This is a genomic window from Lysobacter koreensis (genome assembly GCF_042677045.1).
Lineage (GTDB): Bacteria > Pseudomonadota > Gammaproteobacteria > Xanthomonadales > Xanthomonadaceae > Lysobacter_K > Lysobacter_K koreensis.
Genome location: NZ_JBHTIH010000002.1, coordinates 951,271 through 971,021, shown reverse-complemented (window position 1 = coordinate 971,021; position 19,751 = coordinate 951,271). Strand labels below are relative to the sequence as shown.

The 19,751-nt window shown below is 70.2% G+C and carries 18 protein-coding genes; 8 read left to right on the top strand and 10 right to left on the bottom strand.

What is annotated here, in order from left to right:
* Nucleotides 1-20 precede the first annotated feature (20 nt).
* The 5 genes from nagZ to ACFQZQ_RS04845 all read left to right on the top strand — a co-directional run bounded on the left by nagZ (nt 21) and on the right by ACFQZQ_RS04845 (nt 4,452).
* Nucleotides 21-1,016, top strand: a complete 996-nt coding sequence (nagZ, locus tag ACFQZQ_RS04865; RefSeq protein WP_386811529.1) for a beta-N-acetylhexosaminidase — start codon at nt 21-23, stop codon at nt 1,014-1,016.
* A complete protein-coding gene (locus ACFQZQ_RS04860; RefSeq protein WP_386811528.1) occupies nt 1,016-1,570 on the top strand; it encodes a hypoxanthine-guanine phosphoribosyltransferase in 555 nt (184 codons plus the stop codon). Before nagZ ends, ACFQZQ_RS04860 begins: the two co-directional genes overlap by 1 nt.
* A 1-nt stretch (nt 1,571) precedes the next feature.
* Nucleotides 1,572-2,336, top strand: coding sequence for an S-methyl-5'-thioinosine phosphorylase (locus ACFQZQ_RS04855; RefSeq protein WP_386811527.1), 765 nt, complete (start codon nt 1,572-1,574; stop codon nt 2,334-2,336).
* A gap of 139 nt (nt 2,337-2,475) precedes the next feature.
* Nucleotides 2,476-2,682 carry a cold-shock protein gene (locus ACFQZQ_RS04850; RefSeq protein ID WP_386811526.1) on the top strand — a complete coding sequence of 69 codons (207 nt, stop codon included), beginning with the start codon at nt 2,476-2,478 and terminating at the stop codon, nt 2,680-2,682.
* A gap of 153 nt (nt 2,683-2,835) precedes the next feature.
* Nucleotides 2,836-4,452 carry an acyl-CoA dehydrogenase family protein gene (locus ACFQZQ_RS04845; RefSeq protein WP_386811525.1) on the top strand — a complete coding sequence of 539 codons (1,617 nt, stop codon included), beginning with the start codon at nt 2,836-2,838 and terminating at the stop codon, nt 4,450-4,452.
* Nucleotides 4,453-4,497: 45 nt separating this feature from the next.
* On the opposite strand, the gene ACFQZQ_RS04840 is transcribed toward ACFQZQ_RS04845, so the two are convergent.
* The 4 genes from ACFQZQ_RS04840 to ACFQZQ_RS04825 form a co-directional block, all read right to left on the bottom strand.
* Nucleotides 4,498-5,094, bottom strand: a complete 597-nt coding sequence (locus tag ACFQZQ_RS04840) for a dioxygenase family protein (RefSeq protein WP_386811524.1) — start codon at nt 5,092-5,094, stop codon at nt 4,498-4,500.
* A gap of 158 nt (nt 5,095-5,252) precedes the next feature.
* Nucleotides 5,253-5,642, bottom strand: coding sequence for a hypothetical protein (locus ACFQZQ_RS04835; RefSeq protein ID WP_386811523.1), 390 nt, complete (start codon nt 5,640-5,642; stop codon nt 5,253-5,255).
* A gap of 84 nt (nt 5,643-5,726) precedes the next feature.
* Nucleotides 5,727-5,930: a hypothetical protein gene (locus tag ACFQZQ_RS04830; protein WP_386811522.1), complete on the bottom strand. Its 204-nt coding sequence runs from the start codon at nt 5,928-5,930 to the stop codon at nt 5,727-5,729.
* Between the two features lie 173 nt (nt 5,931-6,103).
* Nucleotides 6,104-6,445, bottom strand: a complete 342-nt coding sequence (locus ACFQZQ_RS04825) for a hypothetical protein (protein WP_386811521.1) — start codon at nt 6,443-6,445, stop codon at nt 6,104-6,106.
* Nucleotides 6,446-6,686: 241 nt separating this feature from the next.
* On the opposite strand from ACFQZQ_RS04825, the gene ACFQZQ_RS04820 reads away from it, so the two are divergent.
* Nucleotides 6,687-7,631, top strand: coding sequence for an integron integrase (locus ACFQZQ_RS04820; RefSeq protein ID WP_386811667.1), 945 nt, complete (start codon nt 6,687-6,689; stop codon nt 7,629-7,631).
* Nucleotides 7,632-7,822: 191 nt separating this feature from the next.
* Here ACFQZQ_RS04820 and ACFQZQ_RS04815 read toward each other — a convergent pair whose 3' ends face one another.
* From ACFQZQ_RS04815 to ACFQZQ_RS04800, 4 genes are all read right to left on the bottom strand, one after another.
* Nucleotides 7,823-9,583, bottom strand: coding sequence for an ABC transporter transmembrane domain-containing protein (locus ACFQZQ_RS04815; RefSeq protein ID WP_386811520.1), 1,761 nt, complete (start codon nt 9,581-9,583; stop codon nt 7,823-7,825).
* A gap of 192 nt (nt 9,584-9,775) precedes the next feature.
* The gene (locus ACFQZQ_RS04810) at nt 9,776-10,429 is read right to left on the bottom strand and encodes an IMPACT family protein (RefSeq protein ID WP_386811519.1); all 654 of its coding nucleotides are present in this window, start codon (nt 10,427-10,429) and stop codon (nt 9,776-9,778) included.
* 106 nt (nt 10,430-10,535) lie between these two features.
* Nucleotides 10,536-11,555: a hypothetical protein gene (locus ACFQZQ_RS04805; RefSeq protein WP_386811518.1), complete on the bottom strand. Its 1,020-nt coding sequence runs from the start codon at nt 11,553-11,555 to the stop codon at nt 10,536-10,538.
* Nucleotides 11,552-12,106, bottom strand: a complete 555-nt coding sequence (locus ACFQZQ_RS04800; protein WP_386811517.1) for an RNA polymerase sigma factor — start codon at nt 12,104-12,106, stop codon at nt 11,552-11,554. Before ACFQZQ_RS04800 ends, ACFQZQ_RS04805 begins: the two co-directional genes overlap by 4 nt.
* A 243-nt stretch (nt 12,107-12,349) precedes the next feature.
* Between ACFQZQ_RS04800 and ACFQZQ_RS04795 the strand changes: the two genes are divergently transcribed.
* A complete protein-coding gene (locus ACFQZQ_RS04795; protein ID WP_386811516.1) occupies nt 12,350-15,241 on the top strand; it encodes a bifunctional diguanylate cyclase/phosphodiesterase in 2,892 nt (963 codons plus the stop codon).
* Nucleotides 15,242-15,419: 178 nt separating this feature from the next.
* Here ACFQZQ_RS04795 and ACFQZQ_RS04790 read toward each other — a convergent pair whose 3' ends face one another.
* Together ACFQZQ_RS04790 and xseA are read right to left on the bottom strand one after the other, a co-directional pair.
* A complete protein-coding gene (locus tag ACFQZQ_RS04790) occupies nt 15,420-16,853 on the bottom strand; it encodes an aldehyde dehydrogenase family protein (RefSeq protein WP_386811515.1) in 1,434 nt (477 codons plus the stop codon).
* A 172-nt stretch (nt 16,854-17,025) separates the two neighbouring features.
* Complete coding sequence (gene xseA / locus ACFQZQ_RS04785) at nt 17,026-18,363, bottom strand: exodeoxyribonuclease VII large subunit (protein ID WP_386811514.1); 1,338 nt, start codon at nt 18,361-18,363, stop codon at nt 17,026-17,028.
* Between the two features lie 73 nt (nt 18,364-18,436).
* Between xseA and ispG the strand changes: the two genes are divergently transcribed.
* Nucleotides 18,437-19,720 carry a flavodoxin-dependent (E)-4-hydroxy-3-methylbut-2-enyl-diphosphate synthase gene (ispG, locus tag ACFQZQ_RS04780; RefSeq protein ID WP_386811513.1) on the top strand — a complete coding sequence of 428 codons (1,284 nt, stop codon included), beginning with the start codon at nt 18,437-18,439 and terminating at the stop codon, nt 19,718-19,720.
* Nucleotides 19,721-19,751 lie beyond the last annotated feature (31 nt).

The window sequence follows — 19,751 nt, the reverse complement described above, 5'->3', positions numbered from 1 at the left end:
ATTTCCACGGAGACATTGCAATGCTCGTAATCGGCGTCGCCGGAACCGAACTCACCGCGCAGGAGCGCGACTGGCTGCAGCACGACGCCTGCGCCGGCGTGATCCTGTTCACCCGCAACTTCGCCTCCAAGGCGCAGGTGGCCGAGCTGTCGCAGGCGATCCGCGAAGCCGCGCCGCGCCCGCAGCTGGTCTGCGTCGACCAGGAAGGCGGTCGCGTGCAGCGCTTCCGCGAGGGCTACAGCGCGCTGCCGCCGCTGGAGGGCTTCGGCAAGCTGTTCGCGCAGGATCAAACCGCCGCGCTCAAGCTGGCCGAGGAGCACGCCTGGCTGATGGCCAGTGAGATCAAGGCCAGCGGCGTCGACCTCAGCTTCGCGCCGGTGGTCGACCTGGGCCGCGGCAACCTGGCGATCGGCAATCGCGCGTTTTCCGAGGATCCCGCGGTGGTCGCCGAGTTCACCCGCGCCTACGTGCGCGGCATGCACGCCGCCGGGATGGCCGCGACCCTCAAGCACTTCCCCGGCCACGGATCGGTGCTCGAGGACACCCATTTCGACGACGCGGTCGATCCGCGTTCGCTGGCCGAGATCCGCGCGCTCGACCTGGTCCCGTTCGTCGCTGGCATCGAGGCCAAGGCCGACGCGGTGATGATGGCGCACGTCGTCTATCCGGCCGTGGCGCCGGACCCGGCCGGTTACTCGAAGGTCTGGATCGAGGACATCCTGCGCCAGGAGATGGGTTTCCGCGGGGTGGTGTTCAGCGACGACATCGGCATGGCCGCCGCGTTCTCCGCCGGCGGCATCAAGGCGCGCGTCGACCTGCATCTGGATGCCGGCTGCGACGTGGTGCTGGTCTGCCACCCGGAACTGGTCGAAGAATCGCTGGCCGCGGTCAACGACCGCAAGCTCAACACGATGGCGCTGGCCGGCCTGATCGGCCGCGGCGCGATGGGCTGGGATGGCCTGCTCGCGGACGCCCGCTACGGCGACACCCGCGGCCGCCTCGAAGGCCTGGCGTGATGCACGCGCCCAGCCTCGCCAAGGCGCTCGTCCACGCCGACCTGATCCACGACCGCAAGACACTGGAGCAGGCGATCGCGCACATGGCGGTGCCGATCCGCAACGATTACGCCGGCAGCACTCCCGTGTACCTGACGGTGATGCACGGCGGCCTGCCGTTCGCCGCGCAGTTGGCGATGGAACTGGGCGCGCGCGGCCTCGACCTCGAGTTCGACTACCTGCACGCCACCCGCTACCGCGGTGCGACCTCCGGCGGCGAGCTGGTCTGGAAGCACCGCCCGGTCACGCCGCTGCGCGGGCGCCGGGTGTTGCTGGTCGACGACATCCTCGACGAAGGCCACACCATGGCCGCGATCACCCGCTGGTGCCGCGAACAGGGCGCGACCGACGTGCGCATTGCCGCGCTGGCGGTCAAGCTGCACGACCGCTGCGTGCCGGGCCTGGCCGCCGACTACGTCGGCGTCGAGGTGCCCGACCGCTACGTGTTTGGTTATGGCATGGACTACCACGAGCAGGGTCGCAACCTGCCGGCGATCTACGCATTGAAGGACTGAGATGAACGTTGCCGCCGCACCCATCGACCTTGCCGTCATCGGCGGCACCGGCCTCTACCAACTCGCCGACCTGCAGGACGTCGAGTCGCACCAGCCGGTCACGCGTTACGGTGCGCCGTCCGGGCCGGTGCGCATCGGCACGCTCGATGGCCACCGCGTCGCGTTCCTCGCCCGTCACGGCGAAGGCCACTCGCTGCCGCCGCACCAGATCAACTACCGCGCCAACCTCGCCGCGCTGCAGGCCCTGGGCGCGCAACGCGTGCTCGCGCTCAACACGGTGGGCGGCATCACCGAGCGGTTCGGGCCGCGCGTGCTCGGTTGCCCCGACCAACTGATCGACTACACCTGGGGCCGCATCTCGACGCTGTGCGAGGAACCGGGCACCGAGGTGCTGCATGTCGATTTCGGCGAGCCGTACACGCGCTCGCTGCGCGAAGCGGTCGTCGCCGCGGCCGCGCGTGCCGGCGTCGCCCTGGTCGATGGCGGTTGTTACGGCGCCACCCAGGGGCCGCGACTGGAAACCCGCGCCGAGATCGCGCGCATGAAACGAGACGGCTGCGACCTGGTCGGCATGACCGGCATGCCCGAAGCCGGTCTCGCAAGAGAGTTCGGCCTCGACTACGCCTGCCTGGCGATCGTCGCCAACTGGGCCGCCGGGGCAGGCCAGGACCCTGATGAGGTGATCACGCTGCAGGACGTGCTCGACAACGTCGCGGCAGCCTCCAGCGGCCTGCCGCCGCTGCTGCGGGCCGTGCTTGCCGGGTGACCCTGCCGGGGCGACCGGCACTTTGCCCCAATTGTCTTTACGGCGTTCAGTTTGCATACTCGCGCTGCGACTCGGCCCGCAGCACTCGCCAGCGCACCACACCGCAACACAACGCACCCAGCATGAGGTCATCCAGGATATGCAGTACGGCACCGTGAAATGGTTCAACGACGCCAAGGGCTTCGGCTTCATCTCGCCCGAGGACGGCTCCGCGGATGTGTTCGCGCATTTTTCCGCGATCGCTGCCAAGGGCTTCCGCAGCCTGCAGGAAGGCCAGCGCGTCAGCTACGAGCTGACCCAGGGCCCGAAGGGCGCGCAAGCGTCCAACATCACGCCGGCCGAGTAATCAGCCCGCGCGTCGATCGGACGTTTGGATCGATCAGGCCCCGCTTCGGCGGGGTCTCTTTTTTGCGGCTGCGATCGCGCCGCGGAGGTTCGCCTCGCGGACTCGCGCGCGCTAGTCTCGCCCCGTCCCCATCGCGGCACCCGGGAGCGATCCATGGCCGAGCAGACCCCGTTCGAGACCCACCTGGTCGACAACCAGCCGCCGGAGTTCGCGCCGCGCGACCTGTGGGCAGACGACGTCGCGCTGCGCGAAGCCGTCGCGCGCGAGGGCGCCAACGCATGGGCCGAACGCCTCGCCGATTACGGCGCGCTCGCCGGCGGCACGCTGTACGCACTCAGCTTCGACGCCCACCGCGACCGCCCGCGGCTGCGCAGCCACGACCGCTACGGCCAGCGCATCGACCTGGTCGAGTTCCACCCCAACTACCACGCGACCATGCGCGCGGCGATCGAGCACGGCGTCGCCGGCCTGTCGTGGAGTGACCCGCAACCCGGCGCGCACGTCGCGCGCGCGGCGCTGAGCTACCTGCACCACCAGGTCGAGCCCGGCAGCAGCTGCCCGCTGACGATGACCCACGCCGCAGTGCCGGTGTTGCGCCACGCCCCGGCGCTGGCGCAGTGGGCGCGCAAGGCGGCCGCGCCGCACTACGACCCGCGCGACGTCGCGATCGCGCACAAGGCCGGCGTCACCGTCGGCATGGGCATGACCGAGAAGCAGGGCGGCAGCGACGTGCGCGCCAACACCACCACCGCCACGCCGCTCGCAGGCGACCACGAATACACCCTGGTCGGCCACAAGTGGTTCTTCTCCGCGCCGATGTGCGACGGCTTCCTGGTGCTGGCACAGGCGCCGGGCGGCCTGACCTGCTTCCTGCTGCCGCGCTGGCGGCCGGACGGCAGCCGCAATGCGCTGCGGCTGATGCGGCTCAAGGACAAGCTCGGCGACTGGTCCAACGCCTCCTCCGAGGTCGAGTTCGCCAACGCCTGGGCGCACCGCATCGGCGACGAAGGCCGCGGCGTCGCCACCATCATCGAGATGGTGATGCTGACCCGGCTCGACTGCATGCTCGGTTCCGCCGCGCAGATGCGCATGGCGCTGGCGCACGCGATCCACCACGCGCGCCACCGCCGCACGTTCGGCAAGCCGCTGCTCGAGCACGTACTCATGCAGAACGTGCTGGCCGACCTCGCGCTCGAAGCCGAGGCAGCACTGGTGTTCTCGATGCGCGTCGCGCGTGCGGTCGACGCTGCGCCGCGCGACCCGGCCGAAGCGGCGTTCGCGCGCGTCGCCACCGGGATCGGCAAGTACTGGATCTGCAAGCGCGCGCCGGCGTTCGTCAACGAGGCGCAGGAATGCCTCGGCGGCGCCGGCTACGTCGAGGAGTCGATCCTGCCGCGCCTGTACCGGCAGGCGCCGCTCAACTCGATCTGGGAAGGCAGCGGCAACATCCAGTGCCTCGACGTGCTGCGCGCGCTGGCGAAGGAGCCGGCAACCGGCGCGGCGCTGTGGGCGCAACTGCAGTCGGCGCTCGGCGGCGACTACGACGTCGCGATGCAGCGCTTGCGCGCACCGCTGCTGTCCGCGGCGCCGATCGACGAGCTCGCCGCGCGCGCGTTCGTCGAGCAACTGGCGCTGGCATTGCAGGCGTTCTGTCGCAGTCGGCTGGGTGGTGCGCACGGGCTCGCGTTCGGCACGCTCGGGACTGGGGTGCGGCCGGGGCCGATCATCGACCGGGCCCTGGCCGCCCGCGCGGCTGGAGCGACGCCCTAGCCGCCGCCGAACAGGTCGCGCGGGCAGGTGACGGACCAGCGACGACTAGTCCGCGATCCGTCGCACGCACGGCCTATAGCCGGGAATGTTGTGGCCGAGGCGGATGTCGCGCGTGATGTGCCACACCCCTTTGTGCCGCTTCGGCGTGCCGATGCCGGGGCCGCCGCGGCCGAGCCTGCTGCGCGCGTGCGCGTCGGACAGCAACGGGTCGTCCTTGAACAGGATGTCGTCGATGTAATAGGTCGAGCACCCGCGCTCGAGCACGTGCAGATGGATGTGCTGGGGCGTGTCCCGGCTTGGATAGCTCGCGGGCCGGATGGTGTCGAACGCGTAGCGCCCCTCGCCGTAGCTCGACACCCACGCGCGAAGCGCGCCGTGCCGGTGCGATACCCGGCCGCGCGATGGTGGCGGATAGATGCCGCGGTCGTTGATCTGGTACGCGTAGACGACGATCCCAGCCCGTGGCGCGCCTTCCGGGCCGAGCACGCGTCCGCTCACCAGCATCGGCTCGCCCGGTTCCGCGGTCGGCACGATGCGCGCACGCGAGGCAAGGGTGGCGGGCAAGCCATCGAACACCGCCTCGCAACCTTCGCAGGGCAGGCCGACGATTGGCTCGCGTGCCTGCGCCAATGCCGCGGCCATGATCGAGCACAAGACAAGCAGCATAGGCAGGCGACGCATTGGGGTTTCCTTCAACAGGCCCTGGGAGGTGGCCTGGCGTGGGCATGGAAACCCTCCTGATCGTTAGCTCAGGGTGTCCACTGAACCGAAGGAACTACCGCTTCGGCTTGAATGAATTGTTAGGCGGCACCGATGGCCACCCACGACAGGATGCCGACCGCACCGAGTGCCACCCAGCCGGGATGACGACCGCGAGTACCGACCAGGACAAGCAGTGAGCCGGCGAGGAAAGCGAATGCCGAGGCGCCCAGCACCGAGCTGGCCGCAACCGAACCTTGTGAAAGCTGCAAGAGCAGCCCGGCTAGCGCCCATGCCAGGACCGAGGCCAGATGCCAAGTGGCCCAGAGAATTCGCACATGACGTGACTGCAAAGGTGGCGCCGCCAACGATGGCACCAGTGAGCCAGCACGCAGGTGGCGAAATATAAGCCGCTCGCCAAGCAGCGAATGGACGACGCCGGTGGCAATGGCGAGAACAGCAGCAGTAACGAGTAAAGGTTGCATGGTCATCCTTGAAGTTGCTGTGCCGCCTAACGCCTGAATTAAGCCGACGCCACTTGTGGCGTTCGGCTTGAATGAATTGTTATGCGGCGACTAGAAGACGGTGACTAACACCATGTCTTTAAGCGCGCCGCCACGAAAAAGAGCGTACCCAATGCCGGCGTTGTGGCGAACGTGACGCACCTCGTCAGTGGGCAGCACGCCGCCTTTGAACATTGCCCACGCTCCATCAGCGCCGATCAGTTCCTTGTCTCTTGCCTCAGCAAGTGTCAGCGGCTGAGATATCTCCCAATCCAACTGCAATAGCTGGCGGAGGGTTTTGCCTGGCGCAACAAGATCAGCCGGCTCCGCCGACTCTTGTGGAGTGGCACAGGAGCAGGACAAGAAAGCTACGAGAGCGAGGGTAAGGATTAGCCGCATAACGCCTGAGTTAAGCCGCGCCGCGAAGCGGCGTCGGCTTGGACGAATTGTTAGCGCGCTGCCGAGATGACTATCAACGCGAGCGACAACCAGGGGATAACGGCGGCGATGCGAGCTAAGGTGCCTATCGCTGAAACGCGAACATTGTATGCACACCGCCAAGTGCTGATTGAAAGAAACAACAGGTAGGCAAAAAGCACTGCTGCGCAGAACTCATCCGCTAGCGGCACAGCTAGTGGCCCCCGCAAAAGCGCATTGATAACCGCCACGAGCAGGGCTACTGCGATCAGTCCGATGAAGCCGAGGCCCCAATAGACTTCGCGAAGCCGAGCGGATCCGTTCCAGCTCCGACGGAAAAAGCTGCTCTTTGCATCAGCCGCGACAGGGTTCATAAGCGCTAACGCCTAGTAGACCCCGGCACGGGGCGTATGAGCCGGATGTTCAGGTCGGACAACGAAGGTCGTCAAGAAAAATCCTACAAAAGATCAGTAGGTTGCCCGGCTGCGGGATGAGTCGGCGGGGAGCACAGTCGCGTTGCATATCTCACGGATGGAGGTGGTGATGTTGCGTATTGCGGAAACCGAGCCGGTGTACGGGGTTGGCGAGGGCGGGGAAGGCGCGCCCTCGCCGCGGTTGTTGGACGAAGTTCGCAGGCATTTGCGGCTCAGGCACTACAGCTTGCGCACCGAGGTGGTGTACCTCGGGTGGATCAGGCGGTTCATCCTGGCCAACGGCAAGCGCCACCCGCGGGACATGGGCGCGGCGGAGGTGGAGTGCTTCCTGTCGGCGCTGGCGGTGCAAGGGCAGGTTTCGGCCAGCACCCAGAACCAGGCGCTGTCGGCGCTGCTGTTCCTCTACCGGCAGGTGTTGCAGGTCGAGCTGCCGTGGATGGAGGGGGTGGTGCGCGCGAAGCGGCCGCGACGGCTGCCGGTGGTTCTGGCGCAGGCCGAGGTCCAGCAGCTGCTGGCGCAGATGGAGGGGCGGCCGTGGTTGCTGGCCAGCCTGCTGTATGGCAGCGGCATGCGGTTGATGGAGGGCCTGCGCCTGCGGGTCAAGGACGTGGACTTCGCGCGCAACGAACTCACGGTGCGCGAAGGCAAGGGCGGCAAGGATCGGCGGACGGTGTTGCCCAAGTCGCTGGTCGAGCCGCTGCAGCGCGAAGTGGAGCGCGCGCAACTGCTGCACCGGGCCGATCTGGGCGAGGGCTTCGGCGCTGTAGCCTTGCCGTTCGCGCTGGCGCGCAAATATCCGCCCGCGGCGCGCGAGTTCGGCTGGCAGTTCGTGTTCGCTGCCGCGCAGCGTTCGATCGATCCGCGCGACGGCGTGGAGCGCCGCCATCACCTCGACGACGGGTTGCTGTCGCGCGCGATCAAGCGCGGACGGCTGCGCGCGGGGCTCGCGAAACCGGTCAGCGCGCATACGCTGCGGCACTCGTTCGCCACCCACATGCTGGAGGCCGGCTACGACATCCGCACGGTGCAGGAACTGCTGGGGCACAAGGATGTGGCCACGACGCAGATCTACACCCACGTGCTCAACCGTGGTGCGGGCGGCGTGCTTAGTCCGCTGGATCGGTGATTGCGATCCAGCGCTCGGCATAGTTGATCAACAGCCACAGCCACGTGGAGCGGCAATTCGCGTCCGCCTCGACAGGGTTGCTCCTTGCATTGTCGGTCGAGCTGGACTTGGTGTTGAGAGCAGGAGCAAATCCTCCCCGACCCTCCTTTTTCAAACGAGGGGGCTTGGTGCCAGGGTAGGGAAGGCGGGGCTCAATCCAGGAACTGCAGCTTCGCCAGTTCCGCGTACAGGCCGCCTTCGGCGAGCAACTGCTCGTGGGTGCCCTCGGCGATGATGCGGCCGTGGTCCATCACCACGATGCGATCGGCCTTGAGCACGGTCGCCAGGCGATGCGCGATCACGATCGTGGTGCGGCCTTGCATCAGCGCTTCCAACGCCTGCTGCACGGCGCGCTCGCTTTGTGCGTCGAGCGCGCTGGTGGCTTCGTCGAGCAACAGGATCGGCGCGTCCTTGAGCAGCGCGCGGGCGATCGCGATGCGTTGCTGCTGGCCGCCGGACAGGCGCGCGCCGCGTTCGCCCAGTTCGGTGTCCAGGCCTTGCGGCAGGGCGCCGACGAAGTCGCTGGCGTGCGCGGCGTGCACCGCGGCCTCGACCTCGGCGTCGCTCGCCTGCAGCCGGCCGTAGCGGATGTTGTCGCGGGCGCTGGCGGCGAAGATCGTCGGCTGCTGCGGCACCAGTGCGATCGCCTCGCGCAACGCGGCCGGGTCCAGTGCGCGGATATCGGCGCCGTCGACGCGCAGGGTGCCGGCTTGCGGGTCGTGGAAGCGCAGCAGCAGCGAGAACACGGTGCTCTTGCCGGCGCCGGACGGGCCGACCAGGGCGACCGTCTCGCCCGGGCGCACGTGCAGGTGGAACGCGTCGAGCGCGGGCAGGTCCGGGCGCATCGGGTAGTGGAAGGTGACGTCGTCCAGCGCGATCTCGCCGCGCACCGGGGTCGGCAGCGCCTGCGGGCTCGCGGGCGCGGTGACCGCCGGAGTCTCCTCGAGCAGTTCGCTGATCCGGCCCATGCCGCCGGCGGCGCGTTGCAGTTCGTTCCAGACCTCGGCCAGCGCGCCGATCGAGCCGCCGCCGATCAGCGCGTACAGCACGAACTGGCCGAGCGTGCCGGCGCTCATGCGGCCGGCGACGACGTCGTGCGCGCCCGACCACAGCACCAGGGTGATCGCGCCGAAGATCAGCGTGATCGCGACCGCGGTAACCGTGGCCTGGGCGCGGATGCGCCGGCGCGCGGTGTCGACCGCAACCGCGATCGCGGCGCCGAAACGGTCGCGCTCGTACGGCTCGCGCGCGTGCGCCTGCACCGTGCGCACCGCGCCGAGGGTTTCGCTGGCCAGGGTGTTGGCGTCGGCCACGCGGTCCTGGGTGGCGCGCGAGATCTTCTGCAGGCGGCGGCCGCCGAGCACGATCGGCAGCACCGCCAGCGGGATGCCGATCAGCGCGTACGCGGCCAGGCGCGGGCTGGTGACGAACAGCATCGCCAGGCTGCCGACCACGGTGATCGTGCTGCGCAACGCCACCGACATGCTGGTGGCGACCACCGAGCGCAGCAACTCGGCGTCGGCGGTCAGGCGCGAGACCAGTTCGCCGCTGCGGTTGCGGTCGTGGAAGCCGGCATCGAGCGCGATCAGGTGCGCGTACAGCTGCCCGCGCAGGTCGGCGACCACGCGCTCGCCCAGCAGCGACACGAAAAAGAAGCGCGCGGCAGTGGCCAGCGCCAGCGAGACGGCCACGGTGAACAGCAGCACGAACGCGCGGTCGATCGCGCCGCCGCCGCCTTGTGCGAAGCCCTGGTCGATCATGGTGCGGAACGCCAGCGGCAGGCTGAGGGTGGCGGTGCTGGACGCGGCCAGCGCGACCAGCCACGCGGCCAGCAGCCCGCGGTGCTTGCGCACGAACGGCCACAAGGTGCGCAGGCTGCCGATCGGGGCTTTGGTGGGTCGGGTGTCGGTCATGGGAGCAATGATGAGGGCTGGAGCGCGTGGCCGCGAACGCGGGTTGTCGTAGGAGAGGCTTCAGCCGCGAGCTTGGGCGTGTGGTGCGGCGCGACCTGGTTCAGCCCTCGCGTGGGGGCCGTACGCGTTGCGCCGATGCGCGCGGCGGGACGGGAGGTGGCATTCAAAATGAGCTCGCGGCTGAAGCCGCTCCTACGCCCCGAAGGAGGTGCCCTTGGGGGACGCCCCGGAGGAAGTGTCCTTTGGGTGCGAGGGGAGTTGATCGGGGATTACGCGCACCCGGTCACGGGTGGCGTCGCGCAGTTGGCTTTTCAAGCCATCGACGCGGCCTGTGGGCAGGCGCATTCGCAGCCGCGCGCCACCGGTGTCGAACTGCTCGTCGAGTTTTTCCGCGCCGTGCTGGGCCAAGGCCGCGTGCACCGCGCCGGTGTCCTCGAACGGGTAGACCAGGATGAGGTCGACGGTGGCCACCAGCGGCAGCCGCGGTGCGGCGCGCAGGCATTCGGCCGCGCTGCCGCCGTAGGCACGCACCAACCCGCCGGCGCCGAGGTTGATACCGCCGTACCAGCGCGTGACCACCACCATCACCCGGTCGTAGCCCTGGCCGTCGATCGCGGCGAGGATCGGCCGCCCCGCGGTGCCGGCCGGTTCGCCGTCGTCAGTGGAACGGTACGCCGCGCCGATCCGGTAGGCCCAGCAGTTGTGGGTGGCGGCCGGATCGGCGACCTCGTCGAGGAAGGCGAGCGCGGCCGCGGGCGTCTCCACCGCCGCGGCCTGGACCAGGAAGCGGCTGTGCTTGACCTCCAGCGTGTGCGCCGCGCGCGCAGCGAGGGTGTCGAGCGTCATCGTGCTGACGTGCGTCGGTGCGCGGCGGGTGTCGGCGCGCCGCGATCGGATTCTACCGGCGCGCATCGCCGCGGCCCGCACGCGCGCTGCCGCGTCGCCGGCATGCTCAGCGAGCCAGTGGCAGCAGGTCGGACGGCACGCGGATCCGCGGGTGCTGCTGGCGGAACAGCCGCAGGCTGGCGCGCGCACCATCGAGGTCATCGCCATCGCGGCGTTCGCGGATGCGCTCGAGCCATGCGCTCGGCGCGAGGCGGGCGTCGTCGCGCACCGGCAGGTCGGCGATGCGGATGCGCGAGCCGGTGACCTCGATGCGGTCGAGGCTGCTGTCCTCGGCGACCGATCCGGGCGGTACCGACGTCGGCATCGCCTTGCGCATGGCGCTGGCAGACCCGGCCGCATCCTGCCGGGTCGTGTTCGCCGCAGCAGCGGCCTCGCGGTCCGATCGGGCTTCCGGGAACGCGCTCGGCGCCGCCATGGCCGCGCGCCGCTCGCTGGACTTGGCATGCGACGCCGCGTCGGCCGCGGCTGCCGCCTGGACCGCGCTACTGGCGTCCGAGGCGACTTCCGCGGTGGCGGGCGCCGCCATCGGCGCCGGTTCGTCGCCGATCGCCTCGTCCTGAAAGTGTGGCGGCGGTGGCGGTGCGGCGGGCGCCGGGGGCGCGGCGGGGGCCGCGGCGACCGCTGCCTGCGCTTTCGGTTGGCGCGCGCGAAGTGGTAGCTGCGACGCCTGCGGTGGCGGTGGTGGACTCGCGACGCGCTCGCGGGCCAGCGGTTCGGCGGCGGCCAGCACGTCGGCGGACAGCGTGCCTTCGTCGGGCGGCAACTGCGCCGCGGCGGTGGCCGCCTCGCTCACCGGCGGACGCACCCGCCACAACGGCCGCAACTGCCACGCCAGCCCGACCGCGACCACCAGGCTGGCGGCCACGCCGAGATAGGCCGGCCAGCGCCGCGGCGTGGCCACGGGGCGTCGGCCGCCGGCGGCGGCGTACGCGGCGGCGAGGATCTTCGCGTCCAGCGCCGGCGGCGGGCCGTCGTGCGGGCCGATGCGGGCCAGTTGCTGCGCCCACGCGCGTTCTTCCGGGGTCAGCGGTTCGTCAGTGCGGGGCGGGTCGGGGCGGTGGCTCATTCGCTCAATCTCGCGCGCAACTTGTCCATCGCGTATCGCAGCCGCGATTTCACTGTCTCGCGACCGGCGCCGGTGATCGCGCCGATCTCCTCCAGGCTCAATTCCTGCTCCAGCCGCAGCAGCACCACCTCGCGCTGCTCCTCGGGCAGTTCCTCGATCGCCAGCTGCAGGCGGCGGCGCTGTTCGAAGTGCGACAGTTCGCGCTCGGGGGTGGTCGGGTCGGGCACACGCGCGGCGCGTTCGTCGCCGTCGCCGGGCGTCGCGGGCCGGTGCTTGAGGCCGCGCCAGTGGTCGTTGAGGCGATTGTGGGCGATCCGGAACAGCCAGGTGCTGAACGCGGCCTCCGGTTTCCAGCCGGCGCGCGCGGCGATCACGCGCTGCCAGGTGTCCTGAAAGAACTCGTCGGCGAGCGCCGCGTCGCGGGTTTGGCGCAGCAGAAACCGGTACAACGGCCCGCGGTGGCGCGCGTACAGCGTCTCGAACGCCAGTGCGTCGCCGCCCGTCCAGGCCAGCATCAGCACATCGTCGCCCGCGTCCGCGCCCGAATTCATCGGCAGCAGGGTACGGGCTGGTGGGTCCGGCGGGAAGCCGCGCGGCCGCGTCGGCGCGATCGCGGGACGGTTCAAGGCAAGATCCATGCCCGGTTGAACGGCCGAACCCGCTGCGCGGGGTTGGATGCGCGCCGCTGCCGGACAATCGGGCTCCCATCGCCGGCCCGCCACGCTATCCTGCGACAGCCGCGGGGGGCGGGAATGAACCAGATAGAGCATCTGACGATGGCAGGTTCGCAGGCAATGACCGCGTCCGGGGACGCGCACCCGGCGACGGACTCGCTGGCCGCTGCCCTGCAGGAAGCGTTGCCGAGCGGTTCGCAGGTAGTGGTGCGCTGGCGTGACCCGCACGGCGCCCAGGCGGCCTCGGTCTCCGACGGTGCGCAATCGCAACTGTTGAGCCTGGCCGAACAGGTGCTGGCCGACGTCGCCCCGGCCGACGACGACCCGCACCGGGTGACGCTGGCCTGGGACGCGGCCGACGGCACCCGCGCGACGATCGCCGCGCTGCTGGCCGAACCGCTGTCGCCGCCGTCGCGCGCCGCGTGGCTGGCGCTGGCGCGCCGCACCGTCACCTCCAACCTCGCCGCCGCGCGCGCGCAGGCCCGCGCCGAATCGCTGGAAAAATCCGAGCGCCTGCAGCAGGCGCTGTACGAGATCGCCGACCTGGCCGGCTCGGACCTGGAGATGGCCGACATGCTGCGCCGCATCCACGGTGTGGTCGCCGGCCTGATGTCCGCGGAGAACTTCTACATCGTGCTCTACGACGGCGAGCACGAGACCATGCGTTTCCTGTACTTCGCCGACCAGGTCGACTCCTATGTCGCCGACCCGGGTCGGGCGATCCATGCCGAGGAGATGCCCAACAGCCTGACGCTCGCGTTGCTGCGCCACGGCGAACCGGTGCTGGGCTCGTCCAACCGGGTGCGCCAGCAACTGGGCGTCGCCGCGGACCGCAATCATGGGCCCGACAGCGAGGACTGGCTGGGCGTGCCGATGCGCCGCGACGACCGCGTGTGCGGCGCGATCGTGGTGCAGAGCTACGACCGCCCCGACAGCTACCGCGACGAGGAACGCGCGCTGCTCGCGTTCGTCGCCCAGCACATCCTCACCGCGCTCGACCGCCACCAGGCGCGCGAGGAACTCGAGTTGCGCGTCGAGGAACGCACCAAGGCGCTGCAGCTGAGCAACCGCGACCTGCAGGCCGAGATCATCGAACGCCAGCGCGCCGAGCGCCTGCAGCGCGCGCTGTTCCGCATCGCCGAACTGTCGATCACCTCCGAAACCCTGGAACGCTTCTACGCCCAGGTCCACGACGTCGTCGGCGAGCTGCTGTACGCGCGCAATTTCTACATCGCGCTGCTGTCCGAGGACGGCGAGCGGATCGAATTCCCGTACTCGATTGACGAACGCGACACCAGCCGCGCCAGCCGCCGGCTCGGCCACGGCCTGACCGAATACGTGATCGCGTGCGGCCAGGCGCTGCTCGCCGACCGCCCGAGCATCGACCGGCTCGAGGAGCAAGGCCTGGCGCGCAGCCAGGGCGCGCTCGCCCACTGCTGGCTCGGCGTGCCGCTGTTCCGCGAGGACACCGTGGTCGGTGTGATCGCGGTGCAGAGCTACTCGCCGACGGTGGCGTTCAGCGCGCGCGACCAGGAGCTGCTGACCTTCGTCGCGCACCACATCGGCATCGGCCTGGTGCGCAAGCAGGCACAGGACCGGCTGGTCACCGCGCACGCCGAACTCGAGCAGCGCGTCACCTCGCGCACCCACCAGCTGGCCGAGGCCAACGCCGAGCTGCTCGCGCAGATCGGCGAGCGCCTGCGCGCCGAGCAGCAGCTCACCCACCAGGCCCAGCACGACGCGCTGACCGGCCTGCCCAACCGCGCGCAGCTGCTGCAGCGGCTGGCCGCGGCGATCGCGCGCGCGCAGGCCGATCGCAACCGCCTGTTCGCGGTGCTGTTCCTCGACCTGGACCGTTTCAAGCTGATCAACGACAGCGCCGGTCACACCGCCGGCGACGAGCTGCTGGTCGAGGCGGGCCGGCGGATCGTGGCCACCGTGCGCGGCGGCGACATCGTCGCGCGCCTGGGTGGCGACGAGTTCGCGATCCTGATCGAGGACATCGCCGGCCTGCACGTCGCGCAGGACCTGGCCGAGCGCGTGCTCGAGTCGCTCGGCGAACCGTGCTGGGTCGCGGGCCGCGAGGTGTTTCCGTCGGCCAGCGTCGGCATCGCGATGTCGAACCAGCGCTACAGCACCGGCGTGGAAATGCTGCGCGACGCCGACGCGGCGATGTACCGCGCCAAGGCCAGCGGCCGCGACAGCTGCGCGGTGTTCGACGAGGCGATGCGCGAGGACGCGATGCGAATCCTCGACCTGGAGGGCGACCTGCGCCGGGCGATCAACGGCGACGGCTTCATCGCCTACTACCAGCCGATCGTGCGCCTGAGCGACCGCGCCGTGATCGGCCACGAGGCCCTGCTGCGCTGGCGCCACGAGCGCCGCGGCCTGTTGCTGCCCGGCGAGTTCATCGGCCTGGGCGAGGACAGCGGACTGATCGAGGAGGTCGACTGGCTGATCTACGCGCAGGTGATCGAGCGCATCGCCCAGGGCGGCGAGGACGACGGCTACATTTCGGTCAACGTCTCGCCGCGGCATTTCCGTGCCGCGGATTTCGCCGACCGCCTGCTGCGGATGCTCGAGGCCGCCGGCGCCGACCCGCGCCGGCTGCGCCTGGAGATCACCGAGGTCGCGCTGCTCGACGACGTGCCGCGCGCGCTGCGGATGCTGCGCGTGCTGCGCGGCCACGGCGTGCTGGCGCAGCTGGACGACTTCGGTACCGGCTTCTCGGCGTTGTCGTACCTGCACCGGTTCCCGATCGAGTGCCTGAAGATCGACCAGAGCTTCGTCGCCGGCCTGGTCGGCGACACCCGCCCGGAAAGCGTGGCCGTGGTCCGCGCAATCCAGGCGCTGGCCGGCACGCTGGGCATCCACACCATCGGCGAGGGCATCGAGACCGAGGCGCAACGCGCGGTGCTGCGCGAGCTGGGTTGCGTCCTTGGGCAAGGCTATTTGTTCGGTCGTCCGGCGCCGGAAATGGTGCCGATCCTGCCGCGAGTGGGCGTTCGCTGAACCCGGCGGAATCGCGTCGGTCTCCGCTCGATTTGGGATCCACGACCGCACGCTGGACCAGTCGCGTTGCTCTTGTTCCTTGTAGATCCGAGCCTGCTCGGATCGGTTGGATCCCGCCCGTGAGGCGTTCCGGGCAGGCTCGGACCTACCGGGGCGATCCTGATCGGCAATGCGGCATTTATGCGGGGTCGCGGATCACCAGCAGGCGCGGCTCGGTCATGTCCTCGATCGCATGGCGCACGCCTTCGCGGCCGAGTCCGGAGTGTTTGACTCCGCCGTAGGGCATGTTGTCGACGCGGAAGCTCGGCACGTCGCCGACGATCACGCCGCCGACCTCGAGCCGGTCCCAGGCGCGCATGGCGTGATCGAGGCGGGCGGTGAACACGCCGGCCTGCAAACCAAAATCGCTGTCGTTGACCTGCGCCAGCACCGCGTCGAAATCGTCGAACCGCTCGAGCAGCGCGACCGGGCCGAACGCCTCCTTGCGGTACAGGTCGGCGTCGCGCGGCACGTCCTCCAGCAGCGTCGCCGGCAGCAGGTTGCCGGCGCGGGTGCCGCCGGCGATGCGCCTGGCGCCGCCCTTGCGCGCCGCGGCGATCCAGCCGTCGACGCGTTCTGCCGCATCCTCGTCAATCAATGGACCGATGAAGACCTTCTCGTCGCGCGGATCGCCCATGCGCAGCTTCGCGACCGCCGCCTTCAACTTGCGGCGCAGCGTGTCGAAAATGTCGGCATGGGCGTAGATGCGCTGCACGCTGATGCAGCTCTGGCCGCTCTGGTAGTACGCGCCGAACACCAGTCGCTCGACGATGTGGTCGAGGCTGGCGCCCGGGTCGGCATCGACGATGCACGCCGCGTTGCCGCCCAGTTCCAGCGTGACCTTCTTGCGACCGGCGCGCGCCTTCAGGTCCCAGCCGACCAGCCCGCCGGTGAAGCTCAGCAGCGCGATGCGCTCGTCCTCGACCAGCTGCGCGGCGTCGGCGTTGGAGCAGGGCATCACCGAGAACGCGCCCTTGGGCAGCGCGGTTTCGGCCAGCACCTCGGCAATGATCAGCGCGCCGATCGGGGTCTTGGCGGCGGGCTTGAGCACGAACGGGCAGCCGGCCGCGATCGCCGGCGCGACCTTGTGCGCGACCAGGTTGAGCGGGAAGTTGAACGGGGTGATGAAGCTGCACACGCCGATCGGCACGCGCTTGACCATGCCGCGGTAGCCGCGGGTGCGCTCGGACACCTGCAGCTCGATCACGTCGCCGTCGATGCGCGTGGCCTCGCCGGCGGCGATGCGGAACGTGTCGATCAGGCGGGTGACCTCGCCGCGCGCGTCGCGGATCGGCTTGCCAGCCTCGATGCACAGCGCCTGCGCGAGTTCCTCGAAACGTTCGCCGAAGCGGCGTACGCAGTGCTCGAGCACGTCACGGCGCGCGTCCGGCGGGAACGCGGCCATCGCCTCGCGCGCCTTGTGCGCGGCGGTGATCGCCTTGCGTACCGCGCTGGCATCGGCCAGGGCGACGCGGGTCGCGCGCTTGCCACTGTACTTGTCGAACACGGCCAGGTCGGCGTTGGCCGCGACCGGGCGGTTGGCGAGATAGTAGGGGTAGGTTTTCTTGAGCATCGCGGTTCTCCGGGTCGCTGCAGCCTGACGTCGCGCTAGGTTAAGGCGAGGTCGGCCGTAGGGCGGGTTTCAACCCGCCATCGCCATGCACCGTGCCTCGGCACGGCGATCGCGCTGCGGATCATGATTCCTCGCGATCTGGTGACGGCGGGATGGCGGGTTGAAACCCGCCCTACGGTTTCTCGACCCGGACCGGCAGCGACCCGTCGGCGAAGCGTGCCTGCAACCGGTCGCCCGGCACGGCATCGAGCACGCTGCGCACGATGCGGCCGTCGTCGTGCTGCACGATCGCGTAGCCGCGCGCCACGGTGGCCAGTGGGCTGACTGCTTCGAGTGAGCGCACCAGCCCGCGCAAATGCAGCGCGTCGTTGCCCAGCCGCCGCGCGATCGCGGCCTGCGGGCGCGACGACAGCGCCGCCAGGCGTTCGCGCAGCCGTGCGATCCGGCGCTGCGGGTGGGTGGCGCGCAGCACCGCGTCGGCATGGCGCAGGCGCGCGCGTTCGCGTTCGAGCTGGCGCTGCCATGCGCTCGACAGCCGGCGCAGGGCTTCGGCCTGGCGCCGGCGCAACCCGTCGAGCCGCGCCTGCGGGCGCATCGCATTGAGGCGCAGCGCCAGCCGGTCGGCGCGTTGCATGGCCTGGCGCAGCCGCTGCGCCTGCAAGTTGCGCAGGCGCCGGTCGAGCGCCTGCAGGCGCCGCGCGATGTCGTCGCGGCTGGGCACCAGCAGCTCGGCGGCGACCGACGGGGTCGGCGCGCGCAGGTCAGCGGCGAAGTCGGCGAGGCTGAAGTCGGTCTCGTGGCCGACCGCGGACACCACCGGCACCGTCGATGCCGCGATCGCGCGCGCCAGGCGCTCGTCGTTGAACGCCCACAGGTCCTCGAGCGACCCGCCGCCGCGGGCGATCACGATCACATCGTAGCGGTCCGCGGCCGCCGCGCGTTGCAGCATCGCCACGATCTGCGCCGCGGCGCTGTCGCCCTGCACCGGCACCGGCAGCAGGTCGACCTCGACCAGCGGGAAGCGCCGCGCGAGCACGCTGAGCACGTCGCGCACCGCGGCGCCGCTGGGCGAGGTGATCACCGCGATGCGCCGGGCGAAGGGCGGCAGCGGCCGCTTGCGGTCGGCATCGAACAGGCCCTCGGCGGCGAGTTTCGCCTTTAGCTCCTCGAACGCACGCCGCAACGCCCCTTCGCCGGCTTCCTCCATGTGGTCGAGCACCAGCTGGTAGTCGCCGCGCGCCTCGTAGAGCGTCAACCGGCCGCGTGCGAGCACACGCAGGCCCTCGCGCGGCACGAACTTCAACCACGTGCTTTTCGGCTTGAACATCGCGCAGCGCACCTGCGCGCGCGCGTCCTTCAGCGTGAAGTACAGGTGCCCGGACGACGGCCGCGACAGGTTGCCCAGTTCGCCCTCGACCCAGACCAGCGGGAACGCGCCTTCCAGCAGGTCGCGCGCCAGCGTGTTCAGCTGGCTCGGGGTCAGGACGTGGCTGGCGTCGTTGGGGTTCATCGCAGGCGGGGCAGGCGGCGGGCCACCGTACCGCAGCACCGGCCGCCGGTCACGCCGGCGCTACAATGCGCTCATGAATTCAGACGCCAAATCGCCCTGTATCGAGCCCCGTACTTCCGCGGATTTCGGGCCGCTGCTGCGCCGCCACAACCGCAGCGTGCAGATTGGCGGCGTGCGCGTCGGCGGCAGCGCGCCGGTGGTGGTGCAGTCGATGACCAACACCGACACCGCCGACGTCGCCTCGACCACCAAGCAGGTCGCCGAGCTGTGGCGCGCGGGCTCGGAGCTGGTGCGGGTGACGGTCAACACCGCCGAAGCCGCGGCGGCGGTGCCGCGCATCGTCGACAAGCTGGCGATGATGGGGATCGAGGTGCCGATCATCGGCGACTTCCACTACAACGGCCACCAGCTGCTGACCGCCGAACCGGCCTGTGCGCAGGCGCTGGCGAAGTACCGCATCAACCCCGGCAACGTCGGTTTCGGCAAGAAGCGTGACAGCCAGTTCGCGACGTTGATCGAGCTGGCGATCAAGCACGGCAAGCCGGTGCGGATCGGCGCCAACTGGGGCTCGCTCGACCAGGCGCTGGCCACCCGGTTGATGGACGAGAACCACCTGCGCCCGGAGCCGTGGGACGCCGGGCGCGTGCTGCGCGAGGCGCTGATCCGCTCGGCGCTGGATTCGGCGCAGCGCGCGGTCGAGATCGGGCTGCCGGCCGACCGCATCGTGCTCAGCGCCAAGGTCAGCGGCGTGCAGGAACTGATCGCGGTGTACCGCGAACTGGCCCGCCGCGGCGACTACGCGTTGCACCTGGGGCTGACCGAGGCCGGCATCGGCAGCAAGGGCATCGTCGCCTCGAGCGCGGCGCTCGCGGTGCTGTTGCAGGAAGGCATCGGCGACACCATCCGCATCTCGCTCACGCCCGATCCCGGCCAGTCGCGCACCAACGAGGTGATCGTCGCGCAGGAACTGCTGCAGACCATGGGCCTGCGCGCGTTCACGCCGATGGTGACCGCCTGCCCGGGCTGCGGCCGCACCACCAGCGAGTTCTTCCAGGAGCTGGCCAAGACCGTGCAGGAACACGTGCGCGCGAAGATGCCCGAATGGAAGGTCAGCCACCCGGGCGCGGAAAACCTCACGCTCGCGGTAATGGGCTGCGTGGTCAACGGCCCGGGCGAGTCGCGCCACGCCAACATCGGCATCTCGCTGCCGGGCACCGGCGAGGCACCCTCGGCGCCGGTGTTCGAGGACGGCGAGAAGACCGTGACCTTGCGCGGCGAAAACATCGCCCACGAGTTCGTGGCCTTGATCGACCGCTACGTCGAACGCAATTACGGCGCCGCCGGGCACGGCGGCTGAACCCCGTGGTGGACCCCAAGGCGGTCGGCAC

Bases quoted from the DNA above. Each gene is read 5' to 3' on its own strand.
- nagZ (WP_386811529.1), top strand. From the start codon at position 21: ATGCTCGTAATCGGCGTCGCCGGAACCGAACTCACCGCGCAGGAGCGC.
- ACFQZQ_RS04860 (WP_386811528.1), top strand. From the start codon at position 1,016: ATGCACGCGCCCAGCCTCGCCAAGGCGCTCGTCCACGCCGACCTGATC.
- ACFQZQ_RS04855 (WP_386811527.1), top strand. From the start codon at position 1,572: ATGAACGTTGCCGCCGCACCCATCGACCTTGCCGTCATCGGCGGCACC.
- ACFQZQ_RS04850 (WP_386811526.1), top strand. From the start codon at position 2,476: ATGCAGTACGGCACCGTGAAATGGTTCAACGACGCCAAGGGCTTCGGC.
- ACFQZQ_RS04845 (WP_386811525.1), top strand. From the start codon at position 2,836: ATGGCCGAGCAGACCCCGTTCGAGACCCACCTGGTCGACAACCAGCCG.
- ACFQZQ_RS04840 (WP_386811524.1), bottom strand. From the start codon at position 5,094: ATGGCCGCGGCATTGGCGCAGGCACGCGAGCCAATCGTCGGCCTGCCC.
- ACFQZQ_RS04835 (WP_386811523.1), bottom strand. From the start codon at position 5,642: ATGACCATGCAACCTTTACTCGTTACTGCTGCTGTTCTCGCCATTGCC.
- ACFQZQ_RS04825 (WP_386811521.1), bottom strand. From the start codon at position 6,445: ATGAACCCTGTCGCGGCTGATGCAAAGAGCAGCTTTTTCCGTCGGAGC.
- ACFQZQ_RS04815 (WP_386811520.1), bottom strand. From the start codon at position 9,583: ATGACCGACACCCGACCCACCAAAGCCCCGATCGGCAGCCTGCGCACC.
- ACFQZQ_RS04810 (WP_386811519.1), bottom strand. From the start codon at position 10,429: ATGACGCTCGACACCCTCGCTGCGCGCGCGGCGCACACGCTGGAGGTC.
- ACFQZQ_RS04805 (WP_386811518.1), bottom strand. From the start codon at position 11,555: ATGAGCCACCGCCCCGACCCGCCCCGCACTGACGAACCGCTGACCCCG.
- ACFQZQ_RS04800 (WP_386811517.1), bottom strand. From the start codon at position 12,106: ATGAATTCGGGCGCGGACGCGGGCGACGATGTGCTGATGCTGGCCTGG.
- ACFQZQ_RS04795 (WP_386811516.1), top strand. From the start codon at position 12,350: ATGACCGCGTCCGGGGACGCGCACCCGGCGACGGACTCGCTGGCCGCT.
- ACFQZQ_RS04790 (WP_386811515.1), bottom strand. From the start codon at position 16,853: ATGCTCAAGAAAACCTACCCCTACTATCTCGCCAACCGCCCGGTCGCG.
- xseA (WP_386811514.1), bottom strand. From the start codon at position 18,363: ATGAACCCCAACGACGCCAGCCACGTCCTGACCCCGAGCCAGCTGAAC.
- ispG (WP_386811513.1), top strand. From the start codon at position 18,437: ATGAATTCAGACGCCAAATCGCCCTGTATCGAGCCCCGTACTTCCGCG.